This window comes from Kitasatospora sp. NPDC036934, from assembly GCF_055608425.1.
The window spans coordinates 123428-137473 of record NZ_JBVJQR010000001.1 but is presented as its reverse complement, the minus strand read 5'-3'; the positions used below and the strand labels follow the sequence as shown (position 1 = coordinate 137473).

At 72.2% G+C, this 14046-nt stretch carries 15 protein-coding genes and 1 pseudogene; 8 read left to right on the top strand and 8 right to left on the bottom strand.

The annotated features are described in order from the left end of the window. Positions 1–41: 41 nt before the first annotated feature. Positions 42–1001 carry a GlxA family transcriptional regulator gene (locus ACZ7BZ_RS00620; protein WP_470356417.1) on the top strand — a complete coding sequence of 320 codons (960 nt, stop codon included), beginning with the start codon at positions 42–44 and terminating at the stop codon, positions 999–1001. Next, positions 968–1406, top strand: a pseudogene (locus ACZ7BZ_RS00615) (ISL3 family transposase); the annotation flags it as partial. The gene ACZ7BZ_RS00620 and the pseudogene ACZ7BZ_RS00615, both read left to right, overlap by 34 nt. Before the next feature lie 30 nt (positions 1407–1436). On the opposite strand, the gene ACZ7BZ_RS00610 reads toward ACZ7BZ_RS00615, so the two are convergent. The 6 genes from ACZ7BZ_RS00610 to ACZ7BZ_RS00585 all read right to left on the bottom strand — a co-directional run bounded on the left by ACZ7BZ_RS00610 (position 1437) and on the right by ACZ7BZ_RS00585 (position 4528). Then, complete coding sequence (locus tag ACZ7BZ_RS00610) at positions 1437–1898, bottom strand: hypothetical protein (RefSeq protein ID WP_470356416.1); 462 nt, start codon at positions 1896–1898, stop codon at positions 1437–1439. A 44-nt stretch (positions 1899–1942) separates the two neighbouring features. Then, positions 1943–2308: a cyclic-phosphate processing receiver domain-containing protein gene (locus tag ACZ7BZ_RS00605; protein WP_470356415.1), complete on the bottom strand. Its 366-nt coding sequence runs from the start codon at positions 2306–2308 to the stop codon at positions 1943–1945. Between the two features lie 253 nt (positions 2309–2561). After that, positions 2562–2732 carry a hypothetical protein gene (locus ACZ7BZ_RS00600; RefSeq protein ID WP_470356414.1) on the bottom strand — a complete coding sequence of 57 codons (171 nt, stop codon included), beginning with the start codon at positions 2730–2732 and terminating at the stop codon, positions 2562–2564. A 111-nt stretch (positions 2733–2843) separates the two neighbouring features. Further along, entirely contained in the window at positions 2844–3233 is a 390-nt protein-coding gene (locus ACZ7BZ_RS00595; protein WP_470356413.1) for a MarR family winged helix-turn-helix transcriptional regulator, read from the bottom strand. Positions 3234–3383: 150 nt separating this feature from the next. Next, the gene (locus ACZ7BZ_RS00590; RefSeq protein ID WP_470356412.1) at positions 3384–3629 is read right to left on the bottom strand and encodes a hypothetical protein; all 246 of its coding nucleotides are present in this window, start codon (positions 3627–3629) and stop codon (positions 3384–3386) included. 71 nt (positions 3630–3700) lie between these two features. Continuing rightward, a complete protein-coding gene (locus tag ACZ7BZ_RS00585; RefSeq protein WP_470356411.1) occupies positions 3701–4528 on the bottom strand; it encodes a helix-turn-helix domain-containing protein in 828 nt (275 codons plus the stop codon). A gap of 113 nt (positions 4529–4641) precedes the next feature. On the opposite strand from ACZ7BZ_RS00585, the gene ACZ7BZ_RS00580 reads away from it, so the two are divergent. The 3 genes from ACZ7BZ_RS00580 (at position 4642) to ACZ7BZ_RS00570 (ending at position 7387) form a co-directional block, all read left to right on the top strand. Beyond that, positions 4642–5418 (top strand): alpha/beta fold hydrolase, encoded by a 777-nt coding sequence (locus tag ACZ7BZ_RS00580; RefSeq protein WP_470356410.1) that lies wholly within the window; start codon positions 4642–4644, stop codon positions 5416–5418. Positions 5419–5479: 61 nt separating this feature from the next. Beyond that, entirely contained in the window at positions 5480–5617 is a 138-nt protein-coding gene (locus ACZ7BZ_RS00575) for a hypothetical protein (RefSeq protein ID WP_470356409.1), read from the top strand. A gap of 528 nt (positions 5618–6145) precedes the next feature. Continuing rightward, positions 6146–7387, top strand: a complete 1242-nt coding sequence (locus ACZ7BZ_RS00570; protein WP_470356408.1) for an IS110 family RNA-guided transposase — start codon at positions 6146–6148, stop codon at positions 7385–7387. A gap of 186 nt (positions 7388–7573) precedes the next feature. Here the strand turns inward: ACZ7BZ_RS00570 and ACZ7BZ_RS00565 are convergent, their stop codons facing one another. Both ACZ7BZ_RS00565 and ACZ7BZ_RS00560 read right to left on the bottom strand, forming a co-directional pair. After that, on the bottom strand, positions 7574–8176 hold the full coding sequence (locus ACZ7BZ_RS00565) for a CBS domain-containing protein (protein ID WP_470356407.1): 603 nt from the start codon (positions 8174–8176) through the stop codon (positions 7574–7576). Positions 8177–8185: 9 nt separating this feature from the next. After that, positions 8186–8881 carry a CBS domain-containing protein gene (locus tag ACZ7BZ_RS00560; RefSeq protein WP_470356406.1) on the bottom strand — a complete coding sequence of 232 codons (696 nt, stop codon included), beginning with the start codon at positions 8879–8881 and terminating at the stop codon, positions 8186–8188. A 161-nt stretch (positions 8882–9042) separates the two neighbouring features. Between ACZ7BZ_RS00560 and ACZ7BZ_RS00555 the strand changes: the two genes are divergently transcribed. The 3 genes from ACZ7BZ_RS00555 to ACZ7BZ_RS00545 all read left to right on the top strand — a co-directional run bounded on the left by ACZ7BZ_RS00555 (position 9043) and on the right by ACZ7BZ_RS00545 (position 13769). Next, positions 9043–10491 carry an MBL fold metallo-hydrolase RNA specificity domain-containing protein gene (locus tag ACZ7BZ_RS00555; protein WP_470356405.1) on the top strand — a complete coding sequence of 483 codons (1449 nt, stop codon included), beginning with the start codon at positions 9043–9045 and terminating at the stop codon, positions 10489–10491. A 494-nt stretch (positions 10492–10985) separates the two neighbouring features. Further along, the gene (locus ACZ7BZ_RS00550; RefSeq protein ID WP_470356404.1) at positions 10986–11216 is read left to right on the top strand and encodes a DUF1918 domain-containing protein; all 231 of its coding nucleotides are present in this window, start codon (positions 10986–10988) and stop codon (positions 11214–11216) included. 12 nt (positions 11217–11228) lie between these two features. Then, positions 11229–13769, top strand: coding sequence for a cation-translocating P-type ATPase (locus ACZ7BZ_RS00545; protein WP_470356403.1), 2541 nt, complete (start codon positions 11229–11231; stop codon positions 13767–13769). The last annotated feature ends 277 nt before the right edge of the window (positions 13770–14046 follow it).

Genomic DNA, 14046 nt, shown 5'->3' with positions numbered 1-14046 from the left:
CTGAAGTTCCTGCCACCGTCGTGAGAGGAGATCGGGAGCCGGTGCTTCGCGATGTCGCCGTCCTGGCCCTTCAAGGCGCCCACGCCTTCGAGCTGGGTGTGTTCTGCGAGGTCTTCGGCATCGACCGCAGCGACGATGCCCTCCCCGTCTACGACTTCGCCCTTGTCTCAGGAACCGGCGACAGCGTGCCGATGCGGCACGGCTTCGAGGTGCGGACCCGGCACGGCCTGGAGCGGCTGGCCTCGGCGGACCTCATCTGCGTCCCGGCCTACGACCCGTACGTGCGGCAGCCGGACAACCTGGCGGAGGAACTACGGGCCGCCGTCGAGCACGGCGCCCGCGTCCTGAGCATCTGCACCGGGGCCTTCCTGCTCGGCGAGGCCGGGCTGCTGGACGGGCGGCGCTGCACCACCCACTGGCGCTACACCGACGAACTCGCCCGCCGCCACCCGCGCGCCCGGGTCGAGTCGGACGTGCTCTACATCGACGAGGACCCGGTCATCACCGGCGCCGGCACCGCCGCAGGCGTCGACACCTGCCTCCACCTCATCCGCAAGGAACACGGCAGCGCCGTCGCCAACGCGATCGCCCGCCGCATGGTCGCGCCCCCGCACCGCGACGGCGGCCAGCGCCAGTACCGCGAACGCCCCCTCCCTCGGCACGGGACCGGTTCCCTTGCCCCCGTCCTGGCCTGGATCGAAGCCAACCTCGACCAGGACCTGACCGTCGAGGCCATGGCCCGCCAAGCCCACCTCTCCCCGCGGACCTTCGCCCGGCGCTTCCGGCAGGAGACCGGGACCACCCCGCTGCAATGGCTCACCGGACAGCGCGTCCTGCTTGCCCAGCATCACCTGGAGACCACGGACGAGCCGGTCACCGTCGTCGCCCACCGCGCGGGCTTCGGCAGCATCGACACCCTCCGCCACCACTTCGCCCGGCGTCTCGGCACGACGCCGCAGGCCTACCGGCGTACCTTCGGAGCCCCGCCCACCAGCGGATGACCCGCCCAAGTCCACAGCTCCACCGGACCGTGGCCGGCTGGATCCTCCGCCGACCCGAATCCCTGGCTGAGGCCGAGCACCTGCAGCTCAAAACCGTCCTGGCCAAGTGCCCCGAACTGGACGCTCTTACCCGACACGTCCGTTCCTTCGCGGCCATGCTCACCGAACGCCGCGGCGAGCGCCTGCCGGAGTTGGCTCAACGCCGCCTGGCAGGACGACCTGCCCAGCCTCCACCCCCTTGCCGCAGGCATCGACCGCGACCGTGACGCCGTCATCGCAGGCCTTACCCTCCCGTGGAACTCCGGCGTCGTCGAAGGCCACATCAACCGGATCAAGATGCTCAAGCGCCAGATGTTCGGCCGCGCCGGCTTCGACCTCCTGCGCAAGCGTGTCCTGCTCGCATGACGAGGCCGCACCCTCGAACCGCAGGAGCAGCTACACCGGCTCCTCGTACAGCTCGATCTCGGAGGGTCTGCGATCACGCAGCAGCGCGAGACGCCCCTCCATGGCAGCGAACCACTCATCAAGGTCGGCATCGGCGGCGTGGAAGAACCAGGAGTCGAAGCTTCCCAAGGCATCCAGGTCCGGTTCGGGCTCGTAGCGAAGTTCGCAGTGAACCTGCACGTAGTGGTCGTGCTCACCGTCATCGTCGGTAACGTCGAACTGCCGTGTGAGGTCCACGGTGAACATCGGTCGCCCGCTGAAGGCATACGTGCCGTATTGAAAGAGCAAGCCGTCGGAGTCGGGCGTGGGCGCTGTGTCAAAGCGCCTCCGCCCGAAACGTACGAAGGCGAGCCATGCACCCCGAGTGGTCCACCCGGTCATCTCCGATTGCCCGGTCGCCAGCTCAGCCCGCAGGACGTCGAGGGCTTCCTGCAGCCGTGGTCTGTTGGGCACGTCGGCTTCCTTCGCTCAGTGAATCAGCACCCCATGATCTCTCATCACTTGATCAGCTTTGAAGACGACTCCTGGGCCGTTGCCCGCCGGACACGGTAGTTCCAGCGGGCGAGTGACCTGACGACGGCTTCGGCACCGATGGGGTTGGCGCTGTGGACGAAGACAGCTCCGATCTGAAAGGGCTGTCCGTTGAAGGCGGCTTCTTCCATGAGGGCCACCACCGGCATGATGGTGTCGTCGCCGCCGAGATCGTGGTCGAGCCACAGCTCGTCGATGAAGCTGTTGCGGTGCTCTTCCAGAAGCTGGATACCTTCACGGCTGGTGCGGGCGATCCGCGTGGCCCGGGGAAGGGGGCGGAGGTCGTCTATGCCGAGGACGACGGGCATCGGCGAGGCGGGGGCTTCTTTCACTGGGTGATTGTCACAGTAGGCGGGCGGGATAACCACGGAGTATTGAGGCTCCGCGGTGCACGCGGTGTCCGCGTACTCGTGGAGGTGGAAGTACGCCGACAGCTGGCCAGGCTGTGCTTCACGTGGCCGCGCTCCGCTCTATCGGGAGACCTCAACGGACCGGGCGGGCCCCACGGGGCATCACACCCCTGGCGCTCGAACGGCCCGGCGGCAATCCCGGGCTCCCACCAGCCGCTGGCAGGGAATCAGGGCATCACCGGCCCCACCCCGCAGGCTCGTGTGGATCTCCCGCGCGCTTCCCGGCTGCGACGCGCTCTGGCGGCAGGGCGGCTTCGGTGGCGCCGGCGCCGTAGAACACGCCGATGTGCAGGCTGACCGCCTCCAGGCCCTCGGCGGTGAAGGCCAGTTCCTCCTTGGTGCGCATCGCGCCGACGTGCCGCTGCAGCTACGGGCTCCGCCGGACGGCCCGAACGCGGCGCCGTCCTCGGTGGGCGGGCGACGTGGTCGCCGCCGCCTCCGGGTCGGGCGTTCGTGGTCAGCGGGGCCGCGGGGCGAGTTCGAGGGCGGTGAGCCAGCGGTCGAGTGCGTCGACGGCGTCCTCGTCGACCGCGCCGCTGATCCATGCCTGCGCCCGTTCCCAGGCGGGCTGGGCGTCCGCCAGCGCCTGGAGGCCGGCGTCGGTCACGACGACACGGGTCGTTCGCCCGCTCGCCGAGGTCTCTGCGGCACGGACGTATCCGAGTTGGGCGAGCAGGTCAAGGTTCCGGCTGATCGTGGAGCGTTCGATGCCGAGCCAGCCGGCGATCTCCGACGGGCGGACGGGCTCGCCGCAGGCGGCCATCTCGGAGAGCACTTCGACCTGCGGCAGGGTGAGTCCCGACTCCCGCAACTCCGCCTCGAAGCGCCGCGAGACGAGCCGGTGCAACCTCGCGATGCGCCTGCCGAGACACCGGTCCGCCATCCACAGGGCTTGCCGCTTCGCTTCTTCCGACCCATGGTGTTGCATACGCACCTCCTCGTGTAGTGCAGCCGACGAGTTAGACGTCGCAGGTACACCACATGGAGGAACCGTGTCTCACTTCGACGAGTTCTTGAAGCGCAACCAGGTTTTCGCGGCGAACGTCGACCTCGCCCGGTTGGCGATGCCGGAATCGATGCCGGAGCGGCTGCCGCTGGTGCTGGTCTGGATCCGGCCGCGACGGTTCGGCGCGACGTCGAGAAGCTCCTCGCCGACCCGCTGATGACCGGCGAGGTCCTCGCGTCCGTGTCGGGATACGTGCTGCGACTGGAGACCGGGCTCGTCGAGACCATCGTCGAACACGTCGTCGGGACCGCCGCCGAACCCGTTGCGCCGGCCAGCAGGTAGCCGAGCGGGAGGTGAGCTCCGACGGGTCAGTCGAGGACCGTCGCCGTCTGCCAGGCGCCCGGCCGCAGGCCCGTCGCGTTCAGGAAGAAGAGCGAGAAGTTCGACGGGTCCGGGAACCCGAGTTCGCCCGCACACCGCGCCGCGGTGACGCGTTCGTGGGCCAGCAGGCGCTTCGCCTCGAGCACGATCCGTTCCACGATGTACGCCTTCGCGGTGAGCCCGGTGACCTGCTGCACTGCCCGGGTCAGGGTGCGCGGGGCGAACCCGAGCGCGGCCGCGTAGTAACCGGCGTCGTGGTGGGTCCGGAAATGCTCCTCGACGCTCGATCGGAACAGTTGGAACGTCGGGTTCGCCGAGCGCGCCTCGCGATGCGGGGGCTCGACGCGGGTGATCAGCGCGGACAGCAGGATCGCGGGCAGCTCCGTCGACGGGTCCCCGGCCAGGGCGGCCGCCTCTAGGACAAGGTGCCTGCGCGCCGCGTCGGCGAACGGCCAGGCCTCGGCCGGCACCGGCCACCGGGCGACGAGATCGGGAGAGGCGACCAGCTCACGAGTGCGGTGCGTCACCGGCGCGGTCGGGACGAAGAGCACCAGGTGTCCCGCGACGCGGGTGATGTCGTCCCAGCGGTGCACTGCGCCCGGCGGGATCCACACCGCGGTCCGCGCCGAGAGCCGGTGGGAGACGAAGTCGACCGTGACCTCGCCGTCCCCTTCGTCGACGAGAGCGAGGACGTGGAAGTCGGCTCGCTGCGTGCCGCGGTCGTTGATGTCCCGGAGCCGTTGGAACGTCATCACCTCCACTGACGAGGCCCCGCGGTCGACGGGCTGATAGCTCATGTGCCGGATCGTTGCCACGAGTCCAGTTTTCACCATCGGCCGTCCAGTCGTGCCGATGTCCCGTTCCGCGCTCGGCGGTCCAATGGAACCAAGGCAGAACCAGCCGCGAGACGAGACCGAAGGACCCCCTCATGACCAGCACGCAGCACCTTTCCCTGCCCGCGTACGACCATCACAGGGGCACGGGCCCGACCCTGGTCTTCCTCCACTACTGGGGCGGGTCCGCCCGCACCTGGGACCTGGTCGTGGACCGTCTTCCCGGCCGCGACACGCTCGCGGTCGACTTCCGCGGGTGGAGCCGTTCGAACACGCTCCCCGGGCCCTACACGCTCCGCCAACTCGCCGATGACACCGTCGCCGTCCTCGCCGACGCCGGAATCGACGACTACGTCCTGGTCGGGCACTCCATGGGCGGCAAGGTGGCGCAACTCGTCGCCGCGACGCGACCCGCCCGTCTGCGGGGGGTGGTCCTCGTCGGGTCCGGACCGGCCAGGCCGGCCGCGGAGATCACCGCCGAGTACCGCGAGTTCCTCTCCCACGCCTACGACACCGAGGAGTCCGTCGCCAGCGCGAGGGACACCGTCCTGACCGCCACCGACCTGCCGGCGCGAGTCAAGACTCAGATCGGCGCGGACTCCCGGGCCGGCGCCGAGGCGGCGCGCACGGAATGGCCGCTGCACGGGATCGCCGAGGACATCACCGAACACGCCCGCATGATCAGCGTCCCCGTCCTCGTCGTCGCCGGCGAGTACGACCGCGTCGAACCCGCCGACGTGCTGCGCCGCAACCTCCTTCCCTACCTCTCCGGAGCGCAGTTCGCGGTGATCGCGAACAGCGGGCACCTCATCCCGCTCGAAGCCCCCGACGAACTCGCCGACGCGATCACCGTGTTCGCACCGGCCTCCTGACCGGCGACCCGCCCCGAAACGGTTCCGCAGCAAAGAAGTCGCACATCACGCAGCCGCCACCGTGCGGGGATGGGACCGGAAGCCGACCTGGTACCTCGTCTCCAACGACGACGACTCCATCCCGCCGCAGCCGCAGCGGGACATGGCCGACCGGAGGCACGCGCACACCGGGGACATCGACGCCTCCCACACGGCCTAATGGGGCGCGAAGCCAGCGGATCGCTTCCATACTCCTGGTCCGGCGAGACCTCGACGAAGACCGCGGCCGCTGGCTTCACTTCGGTGGTGATCAGCCAGCATCCGGTGAGCCATGCGGCACCCCTGGGCCTGGAGCACTCGGACAAGACCTGGCCCCGGGTGCCGGCCGACCGCCACCGAAGAGCACGGTCGTGAGGGCACCCGGCGCCAGGGCCACTCCTGCGATGTGCATGAGGCGTGACCTCCAGCAAGAGACCGGCGGGCCCTGGCGTCCGACGCTCTCACGACCGTGACCGATCACATGATCGAACCGTTGGTGCTCGTGGTCCGAGCCCTCCGCGGGGAACACCTCTCACTTCACCGGGACGCCACCGAGCTCCTGCACAGACCGAGGACCCCGCGGACAACTGGGGTCACGAACGACTAATCGGATGACGGGCCTTGAGCCCTTCCATTAGGGAGTCGCGTGCCTCTGCACGGCTTTGACCAGCAGAAACGTAACCAGATCGGAAGGATGTGAGAGACGCCCATGAGGGTGTTCTGCGGGATCGACTGGGCCAGCGACCACCATGACGTCGCCCTGGTCGACGCCGACGGCAAGCTCGTCGGCCGGGCCCGGATCGATGATGACGCCGCCGGCCTGCAGCAGCTGCTCGACCTGTTAGCCGAGCACGGGGACAGCCCGGACACGCCGATACCGGTGGCGATCGAGACCTCCCGAGGTCTGCTGGTGGCCCGCCTGCGAGCGACCAGCAGACCGGTCTACTCGATCAACCCGATGGCCGCGGCCCGCTACCGCGAGCGCCACACCGTCGTACGCAAGAAATCCGACCACCTCGACGCGATGGTGCTGGCCAACATCCTGCGGACCGACGCCGACGCCCACCGGCAGCTGCCCGTCGACAGCGAGCTCGCCCAGGCCGTCGCCGTTCTGGCCCGAGCCCAGCAGGACGCCGTCTGGGACCGCAACCAGGCCGGCAACAAGCTCCGCTCCCACCTGCGCGAGTACTTCCCCGGCTACCTCGCAGCCGTCCAACCGATCAGAGAAGGCCTGTGCTCGCCGATGGCCCGCGAGCTCCTGGCCGCCGCGCCGACCCCGGAGCAGGCCGCCCGGCTCACCCGCACCCAGCTGCGGGCCGTGCTCAAGCGGGCCGGCCGCAAGCGCGGCATCGAGGAGGAGGTCGAGCGCCTGCACGCCGCCCTGCGCGTCCCGCAGATGCGCCAGCTGCCGCTGGTCGAGGAGGCGATGGGCCGCCAGGCCCTGACCCTGCTACGGAAGCTGGATGCGGCCTGCACCAGCGCGGACGACCTCGCCGAAGCCTCGGTGGAGTCTTTTGAGAAGCACCCGGACGCCGAGATCATCACCAGCTTTCCAGGGCTCGGGTCTCTCACCGGCGCCCGGGTGCTCGCCGAGATCGGCGACGACCGATCCCGCTTCGCCGACGCCAAGGCACTCAAGGCCTACGCCGGCTCCGCACCGGTGACCCGGGCGTCGGGCAAGAGCCTGACGGTCATGGTCCGGCGGGTCAAGAACCAGCGCCTGGCCGCCGTCGGCTACGTCTGGGCCTTCGCATCCCTGACCGCCTCACCCGGCGCCAGAGCCCACTACGACCGCCGACGCGAAGACGGAGACCGCCACTCCTCCGCCCAGCGCAACCTCTACAACCGACTCCTCGGCTGCCTCCACCACTGCCTCACCAAGCGCGTCCACTACGACGAGAGCACCGCCTTCCCCGCCCAGACCAAGCCCGCCCTCGCGGTCGCAGCTTGACCCGCTAACCGCATCGGATGTCTTCGTCGCACATCCCAGGCGCGTCGCCGGCTTCGTCGAGCGCGCCACCAAGGACTCGCCGAGTACGGCTCCCGCTCGTCCGGGCGGGCTCCGGCCGTGGCCTGGGTGAGGCCCCGGGCGGCGAGGGTGCGGGCCATCCGGTCGAGCGCCGAGGGGCCGCCACGGTCAGGCCGGTGCGGCGAGCCGCAGTTCGACGTCGGCCACGCCGGGCACGGAGCGCACCAGGCGCTCCAACAGGGGCGCGGAGACGGTGTCCGGGAGTTCGCCGGCCAGGGTGATCCGGCCGTTCTCGGAGCGGACGTCGGTGTCCACTGCGGCGCTCGGGCCGAGGGTGGCGACCAGTTCGAAGCGGACCCGGTCGGCAAGTTCACGGTCGTCGCCGAGGTAGACCTTCAACAGGTCGCCCCGGCTGACGATGCCGACCAGGTAGTCCTCCTCGTCGACCACCGGGAGCCGCTTGAGGTGGCCGCGCGCCATCGCCCGGGCGGCCTCGTTGAGCGGACTGCCGGGGTGCACGGTGACCGCCGGGACGGACATCATCCGCCCGGCCGTCAGCGCGTCGGCGCGCCCGCCGTCGCGGTCCCGGGCGGTGAGCAGGTCGGCCTCGGAGACCACCCCGATCACCCGGCCGTCCCCGGTCAGCACGGGGAGGGCGCTGACCTGCCAGCGCTGCAGGGTCTCCGCGATCTCGCGGAAGTCCGCGTCGCGGCCCACAGCCACCACGGCATGGGTCATGACGTCGGCGACGGTGCTCGGTGCGCTGCTCATCGTGGCCTCCTACGACGTCGCGCGGTAGGCGCGGGGGTGTTCCAGAGCCCGGTCGGTGTCGTCCTCGGTCCAGTCGAGGGCGGTGTGGACGGCGACCACGCCGTCCACGGCGCGGCAGAGCTGTTCGGTGATCGGGACGAGGCTGCGCCGGGGCAGCCTCCCCTTCAGCGTGACCACGCCCTCGTGCACGGCGACCTGGACGTCACCGGGGGCGAGCCAGAGGGTCTGACCGAGCACGTCGTGGTTGATCTCGTCCCGGATTGCCGCGTCGTGCCGCAGGAAGACCTGCAGCAGGTCCCGACGGCTGACGATGCCGACCACCCGGCCGACCTCGTCCACCACGGGAAGCCGCTTGACCCTGTGCTTGCCCATGGCGCGAGCGGCCTCGGGCACCGACCAACCCGGGCGGGCGGTGACGGCAGGGCTGGTCATCAGCCCGCCGGCGGTCTCGGCCTCGGCCCGGGCACGCTCCCCGGCGTCCAGCCAACGGCCCGGGAAGCGGCCCTCCGGGTCCGGCAGCACGGCCGCCTTCCGGAGCAGGTCGGCCTCGGACACCATGCCGAGCGGGCGCCCCTGGTCGTCGATCACCGGGATCGCGGTGATGTCGTTGCGGTGGAACAGCGCCGCAACCTCCTTGAACGGCGTGTCGGGCCGGGCGGTGACGACCTCACGGGTCATCACGTCGTTGACGCTGCGGTGCTGCATCGTCCTCACTCCTCCTCGGGTGGTCCCGCCCTCACTCTCCGCCCGTCGGACGCCGACGGACAGGGCCGGACGGTCCCCGCCGACAGGGCCGGACCGGCCCAGGACAGCGCGGTCGGTCGGCAGGACGATGAGAGGGACCTCGCACACCGCTGGAGGCGGCCATGACGACGGACCCCACGACGAGCGGCACCACCGACGCCGGCGCATCCCGACCGCAACCGCGACCAGGCCTGCTGACCTTCCTGGGCGGCGTGGGCACCGTCACCGGCAGCAAGTTCCTGGTCGAGACCGACCACGCCCGTCTGATGATCGACTGCGGCCTGTTCCAGGGCCTCGCCGAACTGCGCCGCCGCAACCGCCGCCCACTGCCACTCGACCCCGCCGACATCCAGACCGTCGTGCTCACCCACGCCCACCTGGACCACTGCGGCTACCTGCCCCGGCTCGTGCGCGACGGCTTCCGCGGGCCGGTGCTCACCACCCCCGACACCGCCCGGATCGCCGAGCTGATCCTGCGCGACAGTGCCCACCTGCAACAGGAGGAGGCGGACCACGCCAACGAGCACGGCTGGTCCAAACACCGCCCCGCCCAGCCGCTCTACGACGAGAAGGACGTCGAGAACGCGCTGCGGATGTTCGACCCCGTCCCGCTGGACACCGACATCGAGATCACCGCCGGCATCCTGCTCCGGCTGCACCGCGCCGGGCACATCCTCGGCTCCGCCTGGGCCCACCTCACCCTGGAGGACGGCCACACCCTCGCCGCCAGCGGCGACCTCGGCCGCCCCGTCCACCCCCTGCTGCGCCCGCCCGAGCCGTTCACCGGCGCCGACGTGCTCCTCATGGAGTCCACGTACGGCGACCGCCACCACGAGGAGACCGCCGCCCGCGAGTGGTTCGCCCGGGCACTGGAGCGGACCATCGCCCGCGGCGGCACCGTCGTCATCCCGTCCTTCGCCGTGGACCGCACCGAGGTAGTGCTGCACCAGCTCACCGAACTGCGCAAGGCGAACCGACTGCCGGCCGGCGTGCCCGTGTACGTGGACAGCCCGATGGCGCTGGCCACCCTACAGATCTACCGGGAGGCCTTCGCCGCCGGATCCGGCCAGCTCCGCCCGGACGTCCTCGCCCAGGGCCCGACCGCCCTCGATCCCGAGCCGTTCACCCTGATCCACTCGCTCCAGGAGTCGCTCGCCCTCGACCGCGCCCACGGCCCCGCCGTCATCGTCTCCGCCTCCGGCATGGCCACCGGCGGCCGCGTCGTCCACCACCTCGCCCGCCTGCTGCCCGACGCCCGCAACACCGTCATCGTGGTCGGCTACGCCGCCGAGGGCACCCGCGCCCGGAACCTGGTGGACGGCGCTCGCACGCTCAAGATGTACGGCAGCTACGTGCCGGTGCGCGCCGAGGTGGTCAACGTCCCCGCCTTCTCCGCACACGCGGACGCCGCCGAGGTCATCGAGTGGCTGCGCCCCGCCCCGCCGCCGAGCGCGGTGTACCTCGTCCACGGCGAGCCGGAGGGTTCGGAGGCGCTGCGTGACCGGATCGACCGCGAGCTCGGCTGGACGGCCGTGGTCCCGCGCTCGGGCGAGCGGGTGCTCGTACGGTGAGGACGTGCCGATCGCGACGGTCGGACGCCTCATCGGCTCCGGCCAGGGCCGAACAGCCGGAGCCGAACGACCAGGGCCGAACAGCCCGGGGCCTGCGGCGGCAGCGAACTCGTCGAGCGCCTCCTGATACTTCGACGCCTCCGGTGGTTTCGTCTCGGGGGCCTGGATGCCCAGGACGTCCTCGCCCGGGCCGTTGCCGGCTTGTGGTCCCGGCCGGTGGCCCGGCGGACGTGCCCGCGCGGGGAGGTGCGCGAGCCGGGGTGCCTGTGTGCGGTGGCTGCGGCGGACATGACGCGCCTCCTCGGTGCCGGGGGGCCGCTTCTGCTCCCACCGGTCAGCCTTCCGAGCCCACGCGGTCCCCCGAGGGCCGGACGGGCCCGGCAGCCGGGTCCGTCCGGCCCCTGCCAGGGCCCTCGTCCGGTGGTGCCATGGAGGTACGAACGGCCAGGGCAAGGCCCCGGCCCCGATCCCGGGAGGACGGTATGAAAGCCGCCGTGGGAGACCGCATCATCGTCCAGGGCACCCGGCCGGGTGCGGCCCGCCGGGACGGCGAGATCGTCGGCCTGCACCACCCGGACGGCAGCCCGCCGTACGACGTGCGCTGGTCGGACGACGACCGGGTGACCGAGTACTTCCCCGGGCCGGACGCCCGGATCCACCACTTCGGTCACGACCCCGAGGACACCGGGACCGCACCGGTCGCTCCGCACCTCTTCGCCGACTGACCGGCCACCGCCGTGACTTCCGCCGTCCGCACCCACGTGTGCGGACTGACCACCGCCGAGGCCGCGCGGCTGCTCGCCGAGCACGGCCGCAACGAAGTCTCGGTCGACCGCCGGGTGCCGCTGTGGGCCCGGGTCGCCGCCCAACTGCGCGACCCGCTGATCACGGTGCTGCTCGCCGCCGTCGCGCTGACGCTGGCCATCGGCGACCACCCGGACGCCGTCGTCATCGCGCTGGTGATCGCGGTCAACACCACCGTGGGCGTGGTCCAGGAGGTCCGGGCGGAAGGCGCCGTCGCGGCGCTGTCCCGGCTCTCCGCCCCGGCCGCGCGAGTGGTGCGCGACGGGGAGCAGCGCAAGGTCTCGTCGGCCGAGATCGTCCCGGGCGACGTGGTGGCGCTCGCCGAGGGCGACATCGTGCCGGCCGACGCCCGGCTCGTCGAGGCAGCTGCCCTGCTGCTCGACGAATCGATGCTGACCGGCGAGTCCCTCCCGGTGGCCAAGGCGGTCGGCACGGGGGCATCGGACGGGGAGGTGCTGCGGGCGGGGACGGTCGTCCTGCGGGGACGGGCCCTGGTCGTGGTCACCGCCACCGGCACGGACAGCGCGCTCGGCCGGATCGCCGCCCTGCTGCGGCCCCGGCCCGAACCCACGCCGCTCCAGCGGCGGCTGGCCGGGCTCGGCCGGGTCCTGGCAGCGGTGGCGGTCGGCCTGTGCGCCCTGGTCTTCGTCCTCGGCCTGCTCCGGCACCAGCCGCCCGGCGAGATGGGGGTGACGGCCATCAGCCTGGCCGTCGCCGCCGTGCCGGAGTCGCTGCCCGCCGTCGTCACGCTCGCGCTCGCCCTGGGCGCGCGCCGGATGGCCGCCCGCCATGCCGTCGTACGGCGGCTGCCGGCCGTGGAGACGCTCGGCTCCGTCACCGTGCTGGCGACGGACAAGACAGGCACCCTCACCGAGGGCCGCATGGTGGTGGAGCGCCTCTGGACGCCGCATTCAGCGGCCACCGTGACCGGCCTCGGGTACGGGCCGGGGGGCGAGGTCCGCCTCGACGGGGCTCCGGACGGCGAGGTGCGGGGCCTGCTCACCGCCGCCGTGCTGTGCAACGACGCCGCCCTGGGCCCGCCGGCCGACACGGACGGCGAGTGGCGGGCGCTCGGCGACCCCACCGAGGCCGCCCTGCTGACGGCCGCCGGCAAGGCGGGCCTGGACCACGAGCAGCTGCGGGTGGCCTTCCCCCGGGTCGCGGAGACGCCGTTCGACAGCACCCGCAAGCGGATGAGCACCATCCACCGGAGGCCCGGCGGCGGCCTGACGGTCTGCCTCAAGGGCGCTCCGGAGGCCGTCCTCGGCCCCGCCGTCCTGTCCGACGCCCCGGAGCTGCTGGAACAGGCCCGGCACGCGGCCGCCGGGCTCGCCGCCGAGGGCTTTCGCGTGCTCGCGGTGGCCGAGCGGCACCTCGACCACCTCCCCGAACCGACGGAGGACGCCGAGCACGGACTGCGCCTGCTCGGTCTGGCCGCGATGGCCGACCCGCCCAAGCCCTCGGCCGCCGCCACCCTGGCCGCCTGCCGCCGCGCCGGCATCCGCCCCGTCCTGGTCACCGGCGACCACCCGGCCACCGCCCGCGCCCTGGCGGTCCGGGTCGGGCTGCTGGAGGCCTCCTCGGCGCCCGGAGCAGTGGTGAGCGGGCAGGCCCTGGCCGATGCCGGTGACCTCACGAAGGTCCGGGTGTTCGCCCGCACCGACCCCCGGCAGAAGCTGGACATCGTCCAGGCCTGGCGCGCCCGGGGCGCCGTCACCGCGATGACCGGCGACGGCGTCAACGACGGACCGGCCCTCCGCCAGGCAGACATCGGAGTAGCCATGGGCCGACGCGGCACCGAGGTCGCCCGCCAGGCCGCCGACCTGGTCCTCGCCGACGACGAACTCGCCACCGTGGTCGGCGCGGTGGAGGAGGGCCGCCGGGTCTACGACAACATCCGCCGCTTCCTGGTCTTCGGCCTGGCCGGCGGCGCGGCCGAGATCCTGGTGATGCTGGCCGGCCCGCTGTTCGGCCTCGCGCTGCCGCTGCGGGCCGGCCAGATCCTCTGGATCAACCTGCTGACCCACGGCCTCACCGGCGTCGCCATGGGCGCGGAGCCGGTCTCCCCCGGCGCGATGGCCCGGCCTCCACGCCCGCCGCACCAGCACATCCTCGGCTCCGGCGTGTGGCAGCGGGTACTGCTGCTCGGCTGTGTGGTCGCGGCAGCCGCCCTCGGCTCCGCCGTCCGGGCCCACGGCGGCGACCGCCCCTGGCAGACCGTCCTGTTCCTCGCCCTCCTCGCCGCCCAGCTCGGCGTCGTCCTGGGCCTGCGCGAACGGCTGCTGACCCGCGCGAACCCCTTCCTCCCGCTGGCCGTCCTCTCCTCCGCCGCGCTCGCGGCCGCCGCCCTCTACCTGCCGTTCCTCCGCGACGTGCTCGACACCGTGCCGCTGTCCTGGAGCGACCTCGCCGCACCCGCGGCCGCCGGGCTCGCCGGTTTCGCGACGGCCAGGCTGTGCAAGCAAGGGATCTGACGCCATCGCCGGTCGGGGTGTGGGCGGACGCCCGTACCTGGACGCCGCGTACAAGCCGGTCGAGTACGACGGGCGGCCGACGATGAAGCTGTCGACGGGGAGGGCCACGGCGCCGGGGGCGAAGCAGGTGCGCCGGGCACCCGGGATCTCCGACACCATCGCGCTCCGGAACGAGCCCGCCCCGCCGGGATGTCGCCGCTGCTGCGGACGGTGATGACGGGCGGCAGGCGGACGGACCCACCGGGCGCACTCGCCGACGCGCGGGCCGCGTTCCAGG

Coding starts and splice junctions, on each gene's coding strand:
- ACZ7BZ_RS00565 (WP_470356407.1), bottom strand. CDS start 8,176: ATGAGCAGCGCACCGAGCACCGTCGCCGACGTCATGACCCATGCCGTG.
- ACZ7BZ_RS00555 (WP_470356405.1), top strand. CDS start 9,043: ATGACGACGGACCCCACGACGAGCGGCACCACCGACGCCGGCGCATCC.
- ACZ7BZ_RS00560 (WP_470356406.1), bottom strand. CDS start 8,881: ATGCAGCACCGCAGCGTCAACGACGTGATGACCCGTGAGGTCGTCACC.
- ACZ7BZ_RS00580 (WP_470356410.1), top strand. CDS start 4,642: ATGACCAGCACGCAGCACCTTTCCCTGCCCGCGTACGACCATCACAGG.
- ACZ7BZ_RS00570 (WP_470356408.1), top strand. CDS start 6,146: ATGAGGGTGTTCTGCGGGATCGACTGGGCCAGCGACCACCATGACGTC.
- ACZ7BZ_RS00600 (WP_470356414.1), bottom strand. CDS start 2,732: ATGCGCACCAAGGAGGAACTGGCCTTCACCGCCGAGGGCCTGGAGGCG.